The organism is Cohnella lupini (genome assembly GCF_003386205.1).
Classification (GTDB): Bacteria; Bacillota; Bacilli; order Paenibacillales; family Paenibacillaceae; genus Cohnella; species Cohnella lupini.
Window position 1 is genome coordinate 89,157 of record NZ_QRDY01000019.1, and the last position, 16,878, is coordinate 106,034.

General features: G+C 47.5%; 16 protein-coding genes. 1 reads left to right on the top strand and 15 read right to left on the bottom strand.

Annotated elements, in window-relative coordinates:
* Positions 1–63 precede the first annotated feature (63 nt).
* The 8 genes from DFP95_RS22840 to DFP95_RS29175 all read right to left on the bottom strand — a co-directional run bounded on the left by DFP95_RS22840 (position 64) and on the right by DFP95_RS29175 (position 9,002).
* On the bottom strand, positions 64–1,455 hold the full coding sequence (locus DFP95_RS22840) for an extracellular solute-binding protein (protein ID WP_115995006.1): 1,392 nt from the start codon (positions 1,453–1,455) through the stop codon (positions 64–66).
* A gap of 95 nt (positions 1,456–1,550) precedes the next feature.
* A complete protein-coding gene (locus DFP95_RS22845) occupies positions 1,551–2,381 on the bottom strand; it encodes a carbohydrate ABC transporter permease (protein WP_147304209.1) in 831 nt (276 codons plus the stop codon).
* Positions 2,378–3,343 carry a carbohydrate ABC transporter permease gene (locus DFP95_RS22850; protein ID WP_115995008.1) on the bottom strand — a complete coding sequence of 322 codons (966 nt, stop codon included), beginning with the start codon at positions 3,341–3,343 and terminating at the stop codon, positions 2,378–2,380. Before DFP95_RS22850 ends, DFP95_RS22845 begins: the two co-directional genes overlap by 4 nt.
* Positions 3,337–4,467 carry an ABC transporter ATP-binding protein gene (locus DFP95_RS22855; protein WP_115995009.1) on the bottom strand — a complete coding sequence of 377 codons (1,131 nt, stop codon included), beginning with the start codon at positions 4,465–4,467 and terminating at the stop codon, positions 3,337–3,339. Before DFP95_RS22855 ends, DFP95_RS22850 begins: the two co-directional genes overlap by 7 nt.
* A gap of 15 nt (positions 4,468–4,482) precedes the next feature.
* Entirely contained in the window at positions 4,483–5,994 is a 1,512-nt protein-coding gene (locus DFP95_RS22860; protein WP_115995010.1) for a bifunctional metallophosphatase/5'-nucleotidase, read from the bottom strand.
* A gap of 3 nt (positions 5,995–5,997) precedes the next feature.
* Positions 5,998–6,549 carry an RNA 2',3'-cyclic phosphodiesterase gene (gene thpR / locus DFP95_RS22865; RefSeq protein ID WP_115995011.1) on the bottom strand — a complete coding sequence of 184 codons (552 nt, stop codon included), beginning with the start codon at positions 6,547–6,549 and terminating at the stop codon, positions 5,998–6,000.
* 530 nt (positions 6,550–7,079) lie between these two features.
* Positions 7,080–7,577, bottom strand: a complete 498-nt coding sequence (locus DFP95_RS22870; protein WP_115995012.1) for an SRPBCC domain-containing protein — start codon at positions 7,575–7,577, stop codon at positions 7,080–7,082.
* A gap of 90 nt (positions 7,578–7,667) precedes the next feature.
* Positions 7,668–9,002, bottom strand: coding sequence for an alpha/beta fold hydrolase (locus tag DFP95_RS29175; RefSeq protein WP_220376440.1), 1,335 nt, complete (start codon positions 9,000–9,002; stop codon positions 7,668–7,670).
* Positions 9,003–9,212: 210 nt separating this feature from the next.
* On the opposite strand from DFP95_RS29175, the gene DFP95_RS22880 reads away from it, so the two are divergent.
* Positions 9,213–9,881, top strand: a complete 669-nt coding sequence (locus tag DFP95_RS22880) for a TetR/AcrR family transcriptional regulator (RefSeq protein WP_245987868.1) — start codon at positions 9,213–9,215, stop codon at positions 9,879–9,881.
* A gap of 67 nt (positions 9,882–9,948) precedes the next feature.
* Here the strand turns inward: DFP95_RS22880 and DFP95_RS22885 are convergent, their stop codons facing one another.
* The 7 genes from DFP95_RS22885 to DFP95_RS22915 form a co-directional block, all read right to left on the bottom strand.
* On the bottom strand, positions 9,949–11,373 hold the full coding sequence (locus DFP95_RS22885) for an MFS transporter (protein ID WP_245987870.1): 1,425 nt from the start codon (positions 11,371–11,373) through the stop codon (positions 9,949–9,951).
* A gap of 134 nt (positions 11,374–11,507) precedes the next feature.
* Entirely contained in the window at positions 11,508–12,467 is a 960-nt protein-coding gene (locus DFP95_RS22890; RefSeq protein ID WP_115995013.1) for an NAD(P)H-dependent flavin oxidoreductase, read from the bottom strand.
* Positions 12,442–13,290, bottom strand: coding sequence for an SDR family oxidoreductase (locus DFP95_RS22895; protein ID WP_115995014.1), 849 nt, complete (start codon positions 13,288–13,290; stop codon positions 12,442–12,444). Before DFP95_RS22895 ends, DFP95_RS22890 begins: the two co-directional genes overlap by 26 nt.
* On the bottom strand, positions 13,283–13,633 hold the full coding sequence (locus DFP95_RS22900; RefSeq protein WP_115995015.1) for a MaoC family dehydratase: 351 nt from the start codon (positions 13,631–13,633) through the stop codon (positions 13,283–13,285). The genes DFP95_RS22895 and DFP95_RS22900 overlap by 8 nt, the downstream gene beginning before the upstream one ends.
* Positions 13,630–14,010, bottom strand: coding sequence for an FAS1-like dehydratase domain-containing protein (locus DFP95_RS22905; RefSeq protein WP_115995016.1), 381 nt, complete (start codon positions 14,008–14,010; stop codon positions 13,630–13,632). The genes DFP95_RS22900 and DFP95_RS22905 overlap by 4 nt, the downstream gene beginning before the upstream one ends.
* On the bottom strand, positions 14,007–15,158 hold the full coding sequence (locus DFP95_RS22910; RefSeq protein ID WP_115995017.1) for a thiolase family protein: 1,152 nt from the start codon (positions 15,156–15,158) through the stop codon (positions 14,007–14,009). Before DFP95_RS22910 ends, DFP95_RS22905 begins: the two co-directional genes overlap by 4 nt.
* Positions 15,155–16,636 (bottom strand): class I adenylate-forming enzyme family protein, encoded by a 1,482-nt coding sequence (locus tag DFP95_RS22915; RefSeq protein WP_115995018.1) that lies wholly within the window; start codon positions 16,634–16,636, stop codon positions 15,155–15,157. Before DFP95_RS22915 ends, DFP95_RS22910 begins: the two co-directional genes overlap by 4 nt.
* Positions 16,637–16,878 lie beyond the last annotated feature (242 nt).

Sequence of the window (16,878 nt, forward strand, 5' to 3'; positions counted from 1 at the left end):
TCTTTCTCATTAATTTACAGTCAAGCGCCATGAGAGAGCCATGGCGCTTGATCCGAAACTGCTTTATTTCAGCTTTTCCGCTGTTTGCGGCAACAATGCTTCTATGTCGCCTCCGCCAATCATCGTCGCTTCCCATAGATTTCCGGTCTCCAACGACACGGAACTGGATTTAACGGTCACTTTATTGTAGGTCATATAATCGTTGGAAATCGCCGCGTTAACGGCAGCTGCCATATAGTAGGACTTAGGGTTCGTTTTATCCGAATCGAGAAACTGCTTATAGGCAGGTACATCGAGCATGGCTTTGCTGATAGGAAGATTTCCCGTGTTTACGAGCCAATCCGTATTCTCTTCGGGGGTGGACATGAATTTGATCAGCAGCCAAGCGGCAACGCGTTCTTCATCGGTCGCATTCGAGAAAATCGCGTAGTCTTCGCCCTTCGACAGCGCGATCGGCTTGGTGAGATCTTGTTGCGGTACCGGCGCTACTCCGATTTCAAAGTCTTTGTGGCCCGATGCCGGATTAGGAATGGCGAACGTAACGCCTGCGGCCGCCCCGACGAACATATAAGTTTCTTCCATCACAAAGCCGTCGCCGCTGTTTTTACCGCCTGCGCTTGGCATGAGAGCGGGCATCGTAAAGGTTCCTTTATCCATATTTTCTTTGTAGAATTTCATTGCTTCTTTCGTTGCCTCATTGTTAATGTCAATCGTTCCATCGGCCGCGATGTAGGGGCTTCCCCATTGTTGCGACATCAGCTTAAACGCGGCATCACCATAAGAATTATCGAAGCTGAATCCCGGTTTTCCCGTTTCTTCCTTAATAATCTTGCTGTATTCCGCCACTTCATCCCATGTTTGCGGCGCCTTCCAGCCTTTTTTGTCGAAGAAGGTTTTGTTATATACCAAGACGTCAGTCGTTTTCTTATTGGTAGGAAAACCGTACATCGTCCCTTCGGGACCGAAGCTTTTGGCTTCGTTAATATAATTCGGATAGAAATTTTCTTGCTCTTCGTTCGTGAATCCGATCGAACTATTCGTGTAATACGGCAATAAGTCCACGATCGCATCGCTGTTGATATATTCCGGGAAACTGCTCGGATCCAGATTGGATAAAGTCGGAGTGCTCTTAGAGACGATGTTCTGCGTCAGTTTTTTCGTCAGCTCGTCGATTCTGCCTTGATTGGAGAAGTCCACTTTAATATTCGGGTATTTCGTTTGAAAGTCTTTAACCATACTCTCCAGGAAGGGGAAGTTATTCGCTCCGGTGCCTGTCCAGAACGAGATGGATACCTCTTTTTTGTCCGTGACTACGGCTTGAATGGCTTTCTCGAGATTCGATGTTTGTTCCTGCTCGCTGTTTGCGCCGTTTACGTTACCGTTACCATTGTTGCTGCAAGCAACCATTGCTCCTGCCAATATCAAAGCGACACCTGTTTTCACTAACCTTTTCATTGTCGTTCCTCCCGAATTTTAGATGATTGTTTTATATGAAGGGTGAAAATAAAACCGTTTTCCGGGTTTCATACACGCCGCGATTGAAGCGTTGGCTAACCTTTGATTCCCCCCTTCACCATTCCCGATATGATATATTTCTTGAGCATCAGAAAGAGGAAGACGAGCGGTAAAATGACTAATGTCGAAGCAGCCATTTGGATCTCGTACTGAATTCTTCCGGAATCGTTCGTGAACGCGTTTTGCAAGCCGTTGGAAACAAGCCTCATGCTATCTTTTGTCGTGACAAGACTGGGCCATGCGTACGTGTCCCATATCCAAATCACGGATAGGATCATTACGGTAACGATCGTTGACTTGGATAGAGGCAACATGATCTTCCGTAAAAACCGAAAGTTGCTTACCCCGTCCACTTTGGAGGCGAGATATAATTCATCGGGTACTTGTTTGAACGTCTGCCTGAGCAAGTAGATGTTAAATGCGTTAATGCAATACGGGGCAATAAGCGCCTGCCAGGTGTTCATCCATCCCAAATCCGCAATGGTCATGAAATTGGTAATGATCAGCATTTCTTGCGGCACCATCATCGTGCCGAGAATGACAATAAATAGAATTTGTTTCCCTCGAAAGTTTAATCTGGCAAATGCGAACGCCGCCAACACGCTGACGACCGTGCTAATCGCTACGACGCTTAAAGCGACGACAACCGTATTGAGGAGATACGTGAGAATCGGCGCCTTGACGATCGCATCCGCAAAGTTTTGAAAGCGAAATTCCGATGGAAATAGCGTCGGTGGAATCCTTAATATTTCCGCGTTCGTTTTTAACGAAGTGTTGATCATCCAGTAAAACGGGACGAGTATGATCGCGGCCGACAACGACAATAGAAAATACCGGAACAGATTGCTCATCGATTGTGGTTTCAATTGTAATGTACCCACTTCTTGGAAATTTTGATTTGTACGGCGGTAACGATCATGACCATCACGACGAGGATCATCGCTGCCGAACTAGCTTTACTGATGGAACCCGGCGATAAATAATCTCCCATCGAATCCATCATATAGCCGACGATCGTGATCATCATTTTGGAATCATCGCCTGCCGGTCCATACTGATTGCCGAACAAGGCGACGACTTGCGCATAGGCTTTGAATGCCGTGATAACGGAAGTAATAAATACGTAAAGGGTCGTCGGCGATAAGAGAGGAAGCGTAATTTTCCTGATCATGCGCCAAGTGCTTGTCCCGTCGACTTTCGCGGCTTGATAATATTGCTTGTTAATATTTTGAAGTCCGCTTAGAAACAAAATGATCTTGAGCGATATTCCTTGCCAAACGGTATAAACGAATACGATGAACAAACTCCGTGCATAGGCTTGATGATAGAGCTTCGGCGAGGAAGCTATGCCTTGTCCGCTGATCCATGCTACGGGATCGATGCCGAACCATCCTAATATCATATTGATCACTCCGAAATTCGTGTTGAACATAAAAGCGAACACGATACCGGCAGCAATGACATTCGTCACTTGAGGCAAATAGAATAAGGTCATGAAGAATCCTTGCCACTTTTGAATGGAATTCAAGATCAAGGAAAGGAACAAAGCGATAGCCATCGATGCGGGAATGCACACGAAAGCGATAAATAGCGTATTCAGTATCGCTCTCCTGAAAATAGGATCCTTGATGATCTCGACGTAATTTTGCCAGCTATATCCCTCGAAATCGCCGGTTAGAAATCGATACTCGCCTTTAAATGAAGTAATCAGCGTATTCATAATGGGATAAACGATAAATACGGCAAGCAATAGAAGCGCCGGGAGCAAATAGAAATAGGCCGAGTTGTCGTAACGATTTCTCCGCGCAGTTCCTTTTGGCCTTAACATTGCAGAATCTTCTCCCCTTTTTGGTTAAAGACGAGAATCGATTGCGGTTTTACGACTAGGTTCAATCGTTCCGATTCGCGGAGCGACTCATCGTGGTCATTAAGCAAGGTGATTTGCTGTCCGTCGGCTAGTCGAACCTGAACGGTTGAAATGCCGCCTATTCTCGCCTTCGCGGTCACGCTTGCCGTAAATGAGCGCTCGATATTTTCCATGGCGTGTTTGATATTCTCATATCGAAGCCCGATAGTAACTTCTTGGTCCATTAACGGTGCGGGAAGCGGAAACCATTCTTCTTGGCCTAGATACAGCTTGTTGGTCGCTATTTTTCCGTGTACCATGTTAATTTGCGATCGGCTTATGAATTCGGCGACGAATTGATTAGCCGGATTGTCGTATACGTCCTGCGGTGCCCCCTGTTGCTGTAATAACCCATCCTTAAGAACGATGACTTCATCGCTGATTGCTAACGCTTCTTCCTGATCATGGGTTACCATAATCGTCGTAATACCGGTTTGCTGTTGAATTCGTTTGATTTCATCCCGGGTTTGAATGCGAAGGCGAGCATCCAGATTGGACAACGGCTCGTCCATCAGCAGGATGGACGGACTTTTGACGATTGCCCGGGCGATCGCCACCCGCTGCTGTTGTCCGCCGGAAAGCTCCCCCGGCTTCCGGTCTAGATAAGCGGTAATTTCGACCAACTTGGCCGCATCCTCGACGAGCTTGTTGATATAGGCCTTATAATTTGGAGAGTTCGAATGCTGCTCGGCGAATTGCTTTTTCAAACGTTTTTTCATATCTTTCGAATTCAGAAGCGGGAATGCAATGTTGTCCCACACCGATAGATGCGGATAGAGCGCATAGTTTTGAAAAACGAGCCCTATTCCCCGTTTATCCGCGGAAAGTTCGGTGACATCCCGATCGTCGAAATAGATTTTACCGTCGGTTACGTCGTGAATGCCTGCGACCATAAACAAAGTCGTTGATTTCCCGCAGCCCGAAGGGCCTAAAAGTCCGATCAATTTCCCGGATTCGATCGTCAAGTCTAATTTATTTACGGCGATAACCGAGTCTTTTTTCCGACTTTCAAACGCTTTGGTCAACTGTTCTAATCTCACTTGCATTCGCTTATTCCCCCTTTATAGGTTTTTATTTTTAATCGTATAATGGCGGGGAATGCTCGCTTCTAAATGACTCATGTTCTTAATGCGTTGAACCATTCCGTCCCTAACGGATTTCCCGGTATGGAGCCGATCCAATCCATTGGAAAAATCGTAGCCTATCTCGTTGGAAGCGATATATTCATCTACGGCAATATCGTAATAACGCTCGGCATCCAAAGGCTGCCCGTTCTCAAGGCAGATGGTTTCAATTCGATGACCGAAAGGCTTGGCGTAATCCGCGGTTACCTTTAAGCCGCCGAAGGCTAAAGGGGATGCCCCCTCTTGTTTCAGCGTACTTATGCCGTTCTCGATATTCTTGATGATGTCTTTTCCTTTGAGCTTCATCGTTACGATGCCACTATCGATGTACACGATTTTGTAGAGCATATATAACGTGATGTTGCCTTTCTTGATGCCTTGACCTATGCTGCCGGAAAAGAACATCGCAATCTGGCTATTCGTCGTCTCCAGCAATACGCGGATGGCCAACTCGGAGAGCGGCGAGCCTTCGAGATAAACCTCGTTGCCGGATGGCGATCGATGAACAATGTCGGTCTTGGCAACGCCGATAACTTCTCCAAGCTCATTATCCATAGCTTTTTTGTAATAAGCTTCAACTTGATTTTGCGTGTTGGTATCCGGACATATTTCATGCAGTCGAGCACTGAAGTCGAAGTATCCAGGGGTAACGTTCAGAATACGATGATCTTCTTGCGATAAGCGAATCGTTAGGACGGCAAATCCTTTACCGAATGACCCGCCCTGCGCAACCGCTACATGATTGATTTCGAGACTCATAAATTGATGCCAATGGGCCGTAAATACTCCCGATAATTCCGGGATCTGCCGACAAAGCGTTATGGCTTCGTCGCCGACAGGCGTGATCTGATCGGCGCCGTACTTGAGTCCGTAATGGGTAAGGGCTATGATAACGTCCGGCTTGCCTAATTCGTCGTTTCCGTCATTCAAATAGTCTACCCATTTCCTGGTTATTTCCGTCCCGTCCGCAATTTCAAGCGAGTGCAAATCGGTCGATCGATTAGCTTTGTTTAACGGCTCCATCGTGGCAAGACCGATCATGGCGATTTTAACGCCGTCCACGCAAACCATATAATAAGGCTTAACAAAATCGGGAGCGGCTTGGGTCGATCTGTCTAACAAGTTCGCAGCGAGAAAGGTATAATTGCCTTGCCGTTGCCACTCCTTGAACTTGTCCCTCCCATAATCGAATTCATGATTACCCACGGCGGATGCCACGGCGCCAACGGATTTCATCAGACAAGAGACCGGCTCTCCCGAGAAAAATTCCGAAATGGGATCGCCTTTGTAGTTATCTCCGCCGAACACGACGAGGGTATTCGGATTTTCCTCTTTGAATCGATTGATAACCGATACGAGCTTTGCGCTCCCAAGAACACGATCCGTCGGGAAGATTTCCGCATGAAAGTCGTTTACGCATAGGATCGAAATGACCTTGGTATCCAGCATCCGTTATCCCCCTTTAGGATTAGGCTCCAACATAAAAGTCGCCATTTTCTTAAACCGCTTGCCTTTACCCGTATTTAACACTTCATAAAGATGGAAATTCAAAATTCGAATAACGACTTCGTTAATCTTACAAGCTAAAAAGACTTCTTCGGTCGCTTTTCCGATCTTGTGCCCGTAGGACAAGGTGATATGCGGATAAAAACTCGAATGGTCAGATGGAACGTAAAGGCTGGCCAATTCTTGCTTGATTTTTTGCTGTAGCTCATCAAGCGCTTCGAGCTCGTTTTTCACATTTATCCAAAGGACGTTTCCGTCCGCGTTTTCGAAAGAGCCCAGCTGATTTAATTGCAAATGAAAACGGCTATGCTTTATATTCTCCAGCTTTTCAATTACCGATTGATGGTCGTCCAGTTGGTTTAAATACAGCAGCGTCAGGTGATAATTTTCCGTCGGTTCGAATATGCCCATATTGTCATGCTTAGTTAGATAATTCTTAATCTGATTGAGCTCGTTAAGAACCCGTGCATGAAAGTCGATTGCAACAAATAGCTCCATGTGATTGATCGAATTCCCCTTCTTTAGGCTAAGAACTTACAATCTCGTACCTCTGCCAAAAGCTAATCATTGTCGAATTTCGAGTGTCTGAAAATCGACATTACGCCAGAATACAATAGATCAAACTTCCCCGTCAATTATTTTATTTTCTTGTTTTTTACATATTTAACGCTGATTTTACAAAACTATTGATGAAATTTTACGCAAATATGATTTTTCAAAAAGTAATGAACAAAAATCCATAAAACAATAACCTCCGCGCTCAGCACGGTGGTTTATCATTTTAAGGATCAATGTTCGTGATTCCCTACATTAAAACGTCATGAAATAATAAGAGAGTGAAGCAGCGGCTTCACTCTCTTCGTTTGGTACACTCCAAAACATCCCATGAAACTTTTCCATCCAATCGGAGAGGTTCTCCCCCCGATCCATGTTACAGCGATTATGACGCTTTCGACAGTTGGCTGGACAATTGGCTAAATCAGGTATACCCCTCACGCAATTTGATCCTTTTCTTTCTCCTTTCGTAACTATTGAGCCTGCTGAAGCATTGCCAAGTATTCAGCATAGCGTTCCATGGATGCAATTGCGCCTTGCTCCGCACCGGAAGCAATGGAACCTTGAAGAGCTTCAGCAGATGCGTATTCCGTGCGCATAGTCAGTTTGGTTCGGCCAACATCAAGTTGTTCGAACGAGTCGAATATGAGGGACTCATGCTCGTTATACGGGGCCACATCAAATATCATGGTGTAATTCAACCGTTCATGCTTGGCAATCTCGCGATAGGTGCCAGTGAAAGGAAACTCTGTCCCGTCCTGGCCGCGTTGAACATATCGGTAGGTGCCTCCTACGCGCAAGTCGATCTCGCAAGTGAACAGAGGTACTCCGCCATATCCCCACCACCTGGCCACATGCTCCGGCTTTGTCCAGGCATCCCATACCAGCTCTCGCGGCGCTTGAAAAATGCGTTCGACGATCAGTGCTTGACCTTCTACTCGAGTTGTTGCTATTGCTGAAAGTTGATTCATAATAAATTCCTCCTAATAATGGTATGGGTTCTCCAGAGGGAACCGAGAAAAGTTGAATGATTTTCCGAAGATCGAAGTAGTGCCTGAAAATTATTCTCCTTCATTGGAAGCATCCAGAAATCGGGTGAATAAGGCAACAATCAAATCCGTATTCTCCATTAAGGTCACATGAGTCGCACCGGGCAACACAGCCAACTGAGCTTTGGGAAGGCCAGTCAGATCTCCAGCTACACCACCTCCAAGCAACTTAAACATCTCCAATGCATGTTCGGGACGAACATTGTCAGAATCCCCAATGACAGTGAGTACGGGAGCTTTAATGGATTGGATCAGAGGCGTCCAATCTAGCTTTACGCTACCCATCGCCTTGATTTTTTCAACCAGCTTGGGGAAATCTTCCGGACGCGGTGCCAGCTTTTTATATTCCTCTTCAATTGGTGTACCTACGAAAATTTCCGGCGTGATGAGATCCATCATTCCATTAATCTCATCGTACATGCCGTCGCTCTTAAACGTCGACGAGGCTACTACAAGCTTTCGAACCTGCTCCGGATGCCGGGCAGCCATTTGAATTCCGACTGCACCACCTAAGGAATGACCGATAATATCGACATTCTTGATCCCGATTTGATGCAGTAATTCAGCGACATCGTCGGCCATCTGCTCGCTGCTTAACGGGCGGTCAATGTCAACGGTACGTCCGTGACCTTGCATTTCGAGGGCAATCACCTGTCGGCTCTCGGATAGTTTGGGAATGAGTGTGCCAAACGCGGTGTCAATAGACATAAATGCGCCATGGAGCAAGACTACCGGATGCCCGCCCTTACCATGGATTTCATAATACATGTCGAGCCCATTCACCGTGGCGTAATGTCCGCGTTTCTCTATTGATTGCTGCGACTCGACAAATTGAATGGATTTATGTAACCACAATGCTGCTTCTCCCCGGGTTATAGCCTCGTTATTTAGGTCCTCGAAGAAGACGGGATCGCTTAGGTCTAACCCTTTGATGCCAACGGCTTTTATCAGAAACTCCGCATATAGCTGTCTTGACAAATCAGCGTTTGGATTAACGTCACTCGAAAGCTCCAAACCGTTCACACGTGCGATTACAAAGGAATCGCTATACCATTCGTGATTCGAAATCGTATGAAACAAATCTGTTGCGACCGGCTTTTTACCCGATCCGGTCTGTTCAAGTTTCAGATTCAAGCCTTTCACAATCATATTGACACCTTGTGCAACACTGGCTTTCTCTCGCGGTGCAAACCGGCTGCTCGTGATGCCGGATATAATACCTCGGTCCTTTAGCTGAAGAATGGCTTCGCGTTCAGCATTATTTAAATCGGTGAAAGCTAACACGGGACTACTGGCCAATGCTCCAAGCAACACGACAACAACTATCAGGAATGCCAACCTCTTCAATCCAAATCACTCCTTTTTCTTACGTATCAGTTCTTGTTTAGAATATACTCCACTGGGAATATTCCTGTCAAGGAATATTAAGAAATTCTTTTGTGCGTGTCGTAAATGAACAAAATAGGAAAGATACGTCTATTCCGATTTTTTTGTATTTTCAATGTAAGGTTCATGTATAATAGAAGTTAACGGTTCTAAGGGGAAGGGGGAATTTGCTTGGAAATTCAAGTCGCGGACCAACAAGACAAAACCAAGATTAAAAGCTTGAAAAAACTCATCACCCCCGTTATGAGAGATGGGTTTCAAGCTTTACGTATGGACGATATAGCCAAGCTTATGGATGTCAGTCGAGCCACGTTATACAAGCACTTCTCTTCTAAGGAAGAAGTCATGGAGGGCGTCGTTCGCCTCTTCGCGGATTACGTCGCCAATCTCGAGGACTTAGGCCCGGAAGAAGACGACAACGTCTACGCAATCGGATTCCAACGCTTGTTCGAGCAGTCCGTGACGCTTGCCGGGAAAATATCGGAAGTGTTTATGAAGGAGCTCCAAGCGGTCTATCCGGAACTATACGACGAGCTTAAGAATGCTTTGAACGAACGGGAAGAACGTATCGTACGGTTTTACCGTCACGGGCAAAGCAAGGGAGTTTTTAATCCGATTAACGAGCACCTGCTTGTGCTCCAAGACGTTATTCTACTAAGGGAAATCATGAACCCCAAATATTTGCTTTCCCGTAATATTTCGATCCGGCAATCTCTTGTCGATTATTATCGGTTGAAAAAAACGCAGCTGTTCATAGCGGAAAAAGCATCCATCGTCGACGATTCGAAAATCGAACCGGTGATCGACTATCTCGTCGATAAATTCACCAGTACCTTATAGACGAACAACAAAAAGAAGGAGTCGCGGTTAATTCCGCGACTCCTTCTTTTCTTGATTCCAACGAGGTTCAGACGGCTTCGCGTACTTTGCCTTCCGGTTGCGCGGAGGTTTTCTTGACCGGCTTCAGGTCCGGCATGAACCAGACGAGCACCACGATGAGCGAAGCCGTCAGAAACGCCGCCGAACCTAGGATCGCAGCAGAAGTCGCGTGAGCGAAAGCGGACTTGGAAGCTTCGCCCCCGCCCTTCGCGGCTTCGAATACCGTGACCAATATCGCGAGCCCTAGCGACCCGCCGGTTTGATGGGCGGCGTTGACGAGACCCGAAGCCGCGCCCGCGTCCCTCGCCTCCACTTCGGAGATGCCGATCGAAGTGAACGGGGAGAACACCATCCCCGCCCCGATTCCCATAATGATTAATGGGACGAACATTTCGGGGAAGTATAACGTATGGGATGAAAGCGGGCTAAGCAATAGCGTGCCGATAATCGCGATCGCGATTCCCGCGATCAACACTTTAAGATTTCCGAACCGGGAAACGAGTCGGGGCATCGCGTACATCATCCCGAACATCACGACCGACATCGGGAGAAAAGCGAGACCGGCTTGGAACGCGGTGAATCCGAGTACGTTTTGCAAATATTGAGGCAGGAAGAAGAAGAGCGAGAAGTTCCCGGCAACCATAAGAAACCGGCCGAGATAAGCTCCGGATCTGCGCCGGCTGGCAAATAACCGTAGCGGCGTGATCGGTTGCTTCGCTCGGGCTTCGATAAAGAAGAAAGACGTCAACATGGCGGCGCCGACCGCCAGCGAAATCAAGGTGAGCGGCCGACCCCATCCTTCGGAAGCCGCCTGGATAAACCCGAACACGAGCGCCGACATGCCCAAAACGGAAGTCAAAGCGCCCATCCCGTCGAAATTGCCCGCGTTTTTGTCCGTTTCCTTCAGAAACCGCGGTGCGAGTATGAGCAAAGCGATGCCTATAGGAACGTTAATGAACATCCCGACTCTCCAGGATACGAATTCGGTCAGCCATCCGCCTAGCACGAGACCGACGCTGCCTCCCCCGCCCGCGATGGCGCTATATACGGCAATCGCCTTCGCTCGCTCTTTCTTTTCCGTGAAGCTGATGGATAGCAACGCTAGCGTGGAAGGCGTGGCGAATGCGGCTGCGAGCCCTTGAAGTGCACGGGAGAAGAGTAGGAATTCGGCCGATTGCGCGATGCCGACGAGCACGGAAGCAACCGTAAACAGCGCGACGCCCAAGCTTAAGGTTCTCCGTCTTCCGATAATGTCTCCGGTCCGCGCGCCTAACAACAGCAATCCGCCGAAGACGAGAATATAAGCGTTCTGTACCCAAGTCAGGCTCGTCGTCGATAGATGCATCGTCGCTCCGATTTCCGGAAGCGCGGTGACCATAACGGACGAGTCGAGAATAATCATCAGTTGGCAGGCAACGATAAGTATCAAGATCATATGATTTGAAGATTTCAACTCGATCATCCTTTCGCGATGGTGTCTTTGTCGAGTTGAATCATATCACGCCCTTAAAACAAAGTAAACAAAATGCATACTTTTTGTCTAATTTAATTTTATGGAAAATAGTCTGTTAACGAAAGTATCATCCCTCAAAACATTAGGCGCCCCTGAATAGTTTCGGCCTCATTAACCATTCTTTTTATCAACTCGGACACGCTGGGAACATCATGAATTAAGCCCGTCACCTGACCGGCCCAGCCAAACCCTTCTTCTTCAAGGCCGTCATGAATCCAGCGTTTGTTAGCCTCGCCGCTAATATGGTGCCTGAGTGCTTCATAATCGGGAGTGTTGCTTTCCGTTTCTAGAATATGTTCAGCAAAGGCGTTTCGCAGGACCCTTGCCGGAAAACCGATGGATTCTTTAATAATCGCCGTATCTGACTCTGAACTTCTAACCAAAGCGCTTTTATAAGAATCGGACGCATTAACGCATTCCTGCGTCGCGATAAAACGGGTCCCCATCAGAATACCCTCTGCACCGAGTGCATGGGCAGCCATCCATCCTCGACCATCGCCGATCCCTCCTGCAGCTATCACTGGGATTCGAACCGCATCAACTACGCTAGGTACAAGAACCATTGTGCCCACACCGTCTCGTCCGAGGTGCCCTCCGCCTTCATTGCCAACCACGATGACTGCCGACGCACCGAGCTGTTCAGCCTTCCGCGCTTGTCTGCGCGAGGAGACGAGTACTAAAGTTTTCATACCAATTGTCGCCAGCCTATTGAGGATCATTGTCGGGTCCCCGCCTGAGATGGATACCGCCGGGACTTTCTCCTCAACGAGAACCTTCAGTCGATCTTCGAAGTCGTTACCATGCATGCCTAAAGCCAAATTAACTCCGAAGGGCTTGTCCGTCAAAGTGCGCGTGCGATAAATCTCCTGCCGCAGCATACTTGCATTCGGAAGGCTCATCGCCGTAATCTGCCCCAGCCCTCCCGCATTGGATACGGCCGCTGCAAGCTCGGCATATCCCAAGTAGGCTAGTCCGCCTTGAATAATGGGATATTCGATATGCAATAATTCAGTTATTCTCGTTTTCCAATTCATGTACTTGATCACCGTTCCTATCTTTCCATGTCTTGAAAAATTCCTCGGGATCTTTCTTCGACCAAGCTATTGTGGGCTTTTGCCACAGCGTCGCTAGGGAACCATTTATCCCGAATATCTCTCCTGTTAAATTCTCATCGGACCGTTCCAGGAGAATTTGAACAAAGCGCGCAACCTCATCCGAATCGCCTAAGTCCCAATATGCCGGAAAGGGTTCGTTCCGACGGGTATATTTTTCTTTCAGATGTTCGATCACGGGCCGGGTCATGTCCGTTAAAGCGGCAGGGGCAATGGCATTGATTCGGATATGACGATGCCGCAGCTCCTCCGCAAGCGTCCATACCATGCCGAGTATTCCAGCTTTGGCAGCACTGTAGTTTACTTGTCCGACGGAACCTTTCAACCCTGCCGTTGAAGTTAACAAAAGGATATCGCCGCCTTGATCGGTAATGTAGGGCAGCACCCGACGAATGCAATAAAATGCGCCATTCAAGTGAACGTCAATCACGGATTTCCATTCTTCGTCCGTCATATGTATACATTTGCGATCCTGCAAATTACCGGCGTTATGAATCAGAATATCAATGGAACCGTATTTCATGACGATCGCATCAACCATGGCTGCGACCTGTGCGGGGTCTGCAACGTTTGCGCAATAACCCGATGCTTCTCCTCCATTCCGATGTATTTCTTCAACAACTCGGTCAATACTGGATTGCTGCGTTCCATTAATAGCCACCCGATATCTGCTTTTTGCAAGCTGTATAGCTATGCTACGCCCAATACCTCTGCTAGAACCGGTTATTAACACAGTCTTATTCAATGTTCAAACCTCCTTCCACCGAGAAACTTCCGCTGGCTATGATTTCATCATTCTCACCCGTAATCGTTACATGAACCTCTTCGTTCAAAGTCTCAAATTCAAAGCGCACAACCGTTTCCGACAAAAGCGGGCTTAGAAAAGTCATTCGGGCGGATTTGATCCATTGCGTCGGATTCATGCTCAGGTACGCGGAATGAGCTAAGCCCATGATATACATGCCTTGTGCAATGGGGCGGTTGAACCCGGCTTTCATTGCGGCTTCGGGATCGAAATGAAAGGCTGCCGGATCATTGGAAGCATCGGCGTATTGTTGGATGGCTTCTGCCGTTATCTTTTTTTTCATAAAGGATCGCCTATGGATATTAACACCGTTTCAGCTGTCACGATCGGTTCACCCTTGCATGCGCATGTAAGTACATGGGTATACAAAATCAACTCTCCGCTTCTGCCTACCTTCTTTTCCATTTTAGTTAGCGATAGATCGCAAACAAGATGTGAGTCTGCTTTAAGTGGGACCTTGTATATAAATGACTGCCTGCCATGAATGAATGTGTTATCCTTGTCGAGCCATGGGACATCCGCGATTTTCCAAAAAGTAATCGGCATCGTGGATGGGGCAATCAATACGTCTCCCATCTTCTGTATGGGGGCCTCGATGCTAAGTGAATAAGCTATAATGGTTTCTGCTGTAAGATGATACCGAAAGGTTAACCTACTCATTCGACTGCCTCCACCAAGGTTGCAAGACCCATCCCCCCACCGATCCCAAGTGTAGCTACTCCGCGTTTAAAGGGTTTCCTCAGCATTTCCGAATATAAACGAGTAATCAAGATCGCGCCGGATGCACCATATGGATGGCCTAAAGCGATTGCTCCTCCGCCGATATTCACCTTATCCGTTGATATTCGAAGCTCCTGCAAAGACGCCAGCACCTGCGAAGCAAATGCTTCATTAAACTCCACGATATTAAGGTCGGCTTCCGTCAGTCGGTGACGACTTAACAGACTCCGAATAGCCGGAACTGGGCCTATTCCTAAATGATGCGGAGCTACTCCCGCTACTCGCGCATCTACGAACCGCAGAACGGCTTGCAGATTTAGTTCCTTGCATTTCTCAAGCGACATGATGAGGACAAGCGCAGCTCCATCATTAATGGGACATGTATTTCCAGCCGTTACGGTGCCTTGCTCGAGAAAAACAGGCCGCAACCTTTGCAGTTTGGCCAAGCTGGTATCCGCTCTTGGGCATTCATCCTCGCTGATCCAGCTTCCATCCGTTTGAAACGGGACGATTTCCTGTCGAAATCGTCCCGTTATCCGAGAATGAACCGCCTTTTGATGACTGCCTAAAGCATAAAGATCCTGTGCCTCTCTTGAGATGCCAAAGGCCTCGGCCACGTTTTCCGCAGCCACCCCCATATCCGGATCACCATAGGAGCTTGGCGTAAAATGGGCACGTGTATACACCTGCGGAGTTCCCATTAGAGTCTGTGGCTTGAGCATTTTCCAGGGTGCACGGCTTGCGCTCTCGACTCCGCCTGCAAGGTATACTTCACCGGCGCCGCTTTGAATGAGTCGAGCAGCCATGTTGATGGCTTCCAGGCCCGACCCGCACTGCCGGTCAACGGTAACGCCAGGTACAGTTACGGGAAGCCCTGCTTCCAGGGCCGCCACGCGTGCAATGTTCCCTCCCGGACCCACAACATTTCCGATGATCACATCATCAATGATGTCGTGCGGCAGGTTCGTTTCCGTTAAAATGTGCCGAATAAGCGGAGCGAGCAGCGCTTCAGGCTCATAGTTGCTTAACGCTCCCCCGATTCTGCCGATCGGCGTTCGTTTAGCCATGACAATGACCGCATCCGTCATAATATCGCTCTTTTCGCATCATCCATCATGACTTGACGCGCGACTTTACCGCTGTTTGTATAAATAAATTGTTCCACTGAGAGGAGTTCTTTGGGTGTCTTATAACTAGCTAGATGCTCCATGCAATATTTCTTGACTTCATCTAAGGTCAATCGCCGTTCATCGCGCCATTGAATAATGGCCGTTACTTGCTCGCCCCAGCGATCATGAGGCATACCGAAAACCATGACCTCCCGAACATCCGGAATGCGCTGCAATACAGATTCTACTTCCTCCGGGAAGACTTTCAAGCCGCCCGTTTTGATCATATTTTGTGAACGGCCTACCAGATAAAGATAATCGTCGCTATCGATATACATGTAGTCTCCCGTCCTCAGCCAACCATCCCGAAAAACTCCCTCCGTCTCTTCGGGTGATTGATAGTAGCCATTGAAAACCATATCGCTCCGAACATAAAGCTGACCGATCGTACCCCTAGGCACCTCCTGGAAATTTTCATCGCGAATCGAAATGTCCACTCCGTCGAACTGTCTTCCCAGTGAATCGGACTTTTCTTCCCCATTAACATCCCTATAACTGATATAGCTCGCTTCGGAAGAACCGTAATATTCATAAAGATTAATCCCGTTAAATATCTGTCGGCACCTTTGCTTCGACTGGTTGCTCCAAGTTCCGCCTGAACTGATTAATGCTTGAATGGAAGTTGTTCCGGGATCTGTTAATTGCAATAACGAATCAATCATGGTGGGAACCACGAATAAAATCATATCCGGTACCGCGGAGCACAACTTAAGTACTTCGGCAGCATCAAACTCCTGCAGGATATGAAAGGTTGCACCGTTGTATAGGGTCTGTAACAGCGCAAATAACGATAAAGAATGAACTAAAGGCCCTGGAGCCAATACATGCTCCATCTTATCCAAATGGAAAGCAGCATTTGTTGCCTCAAAACTTCGAATCCAGGAATTATGCGACCGTATATACCCTTTCGGAATTCCCGTTGTCCCAGATGTAAAGCCTACAAATAAGGCTATATTGGTTATTTCGACGAGCACGTCGGACTTACAAGAGGATAGCCACCGATCATAGCTGCCAGTCTCTTCATCGGAGAAGGTCAACTGCTGGATGTGGCTATGTTCACCCGATATGATTTCGGCAAGTTCTTGTTCTAAGAAAATCATGCTTGGCTGACATTGTCGGATTACTCTGTTCACTTCAGTCGGATTCCATATGGGATCTAGCAGAACGGGCACATACCCTGCATAAATAGCACCGATAAACACTTCGACGAACTCTATTCGATTACTGGATAGAATGGCTATCTTATCGGAGTCGGAGCGGCATTTCTGGAATCCAGTGGCGATCCTCTTGACCCGCTCAATGAGTTGGGAATATGTATGTTGCCTCTGTCCGTGCGAAATAGCGACTCGGTCCGGTTCCTGCGATACACGGTTTAGTATAGTCAATGCCAGATTCATTTTCAGTCACACCTTAATAAGGATTGTTTGTTGCGGAAGCCCACCCACTAATGTTTTGAATTATAAGTCGGCGATCCTGAATTGTAAACCAAAATAATATTATAGGTTAACATTTAGGCGCGCAAGAAAAAAGCCGCTGGATATCCCGAGGCCACTGAAGAACTAACTGTTTTAATTTAAGCCTTAAGATGAGCGAAGAAAAAGACGACTTCTACTCCCTAAAATTGGGATATAAGTCGTCT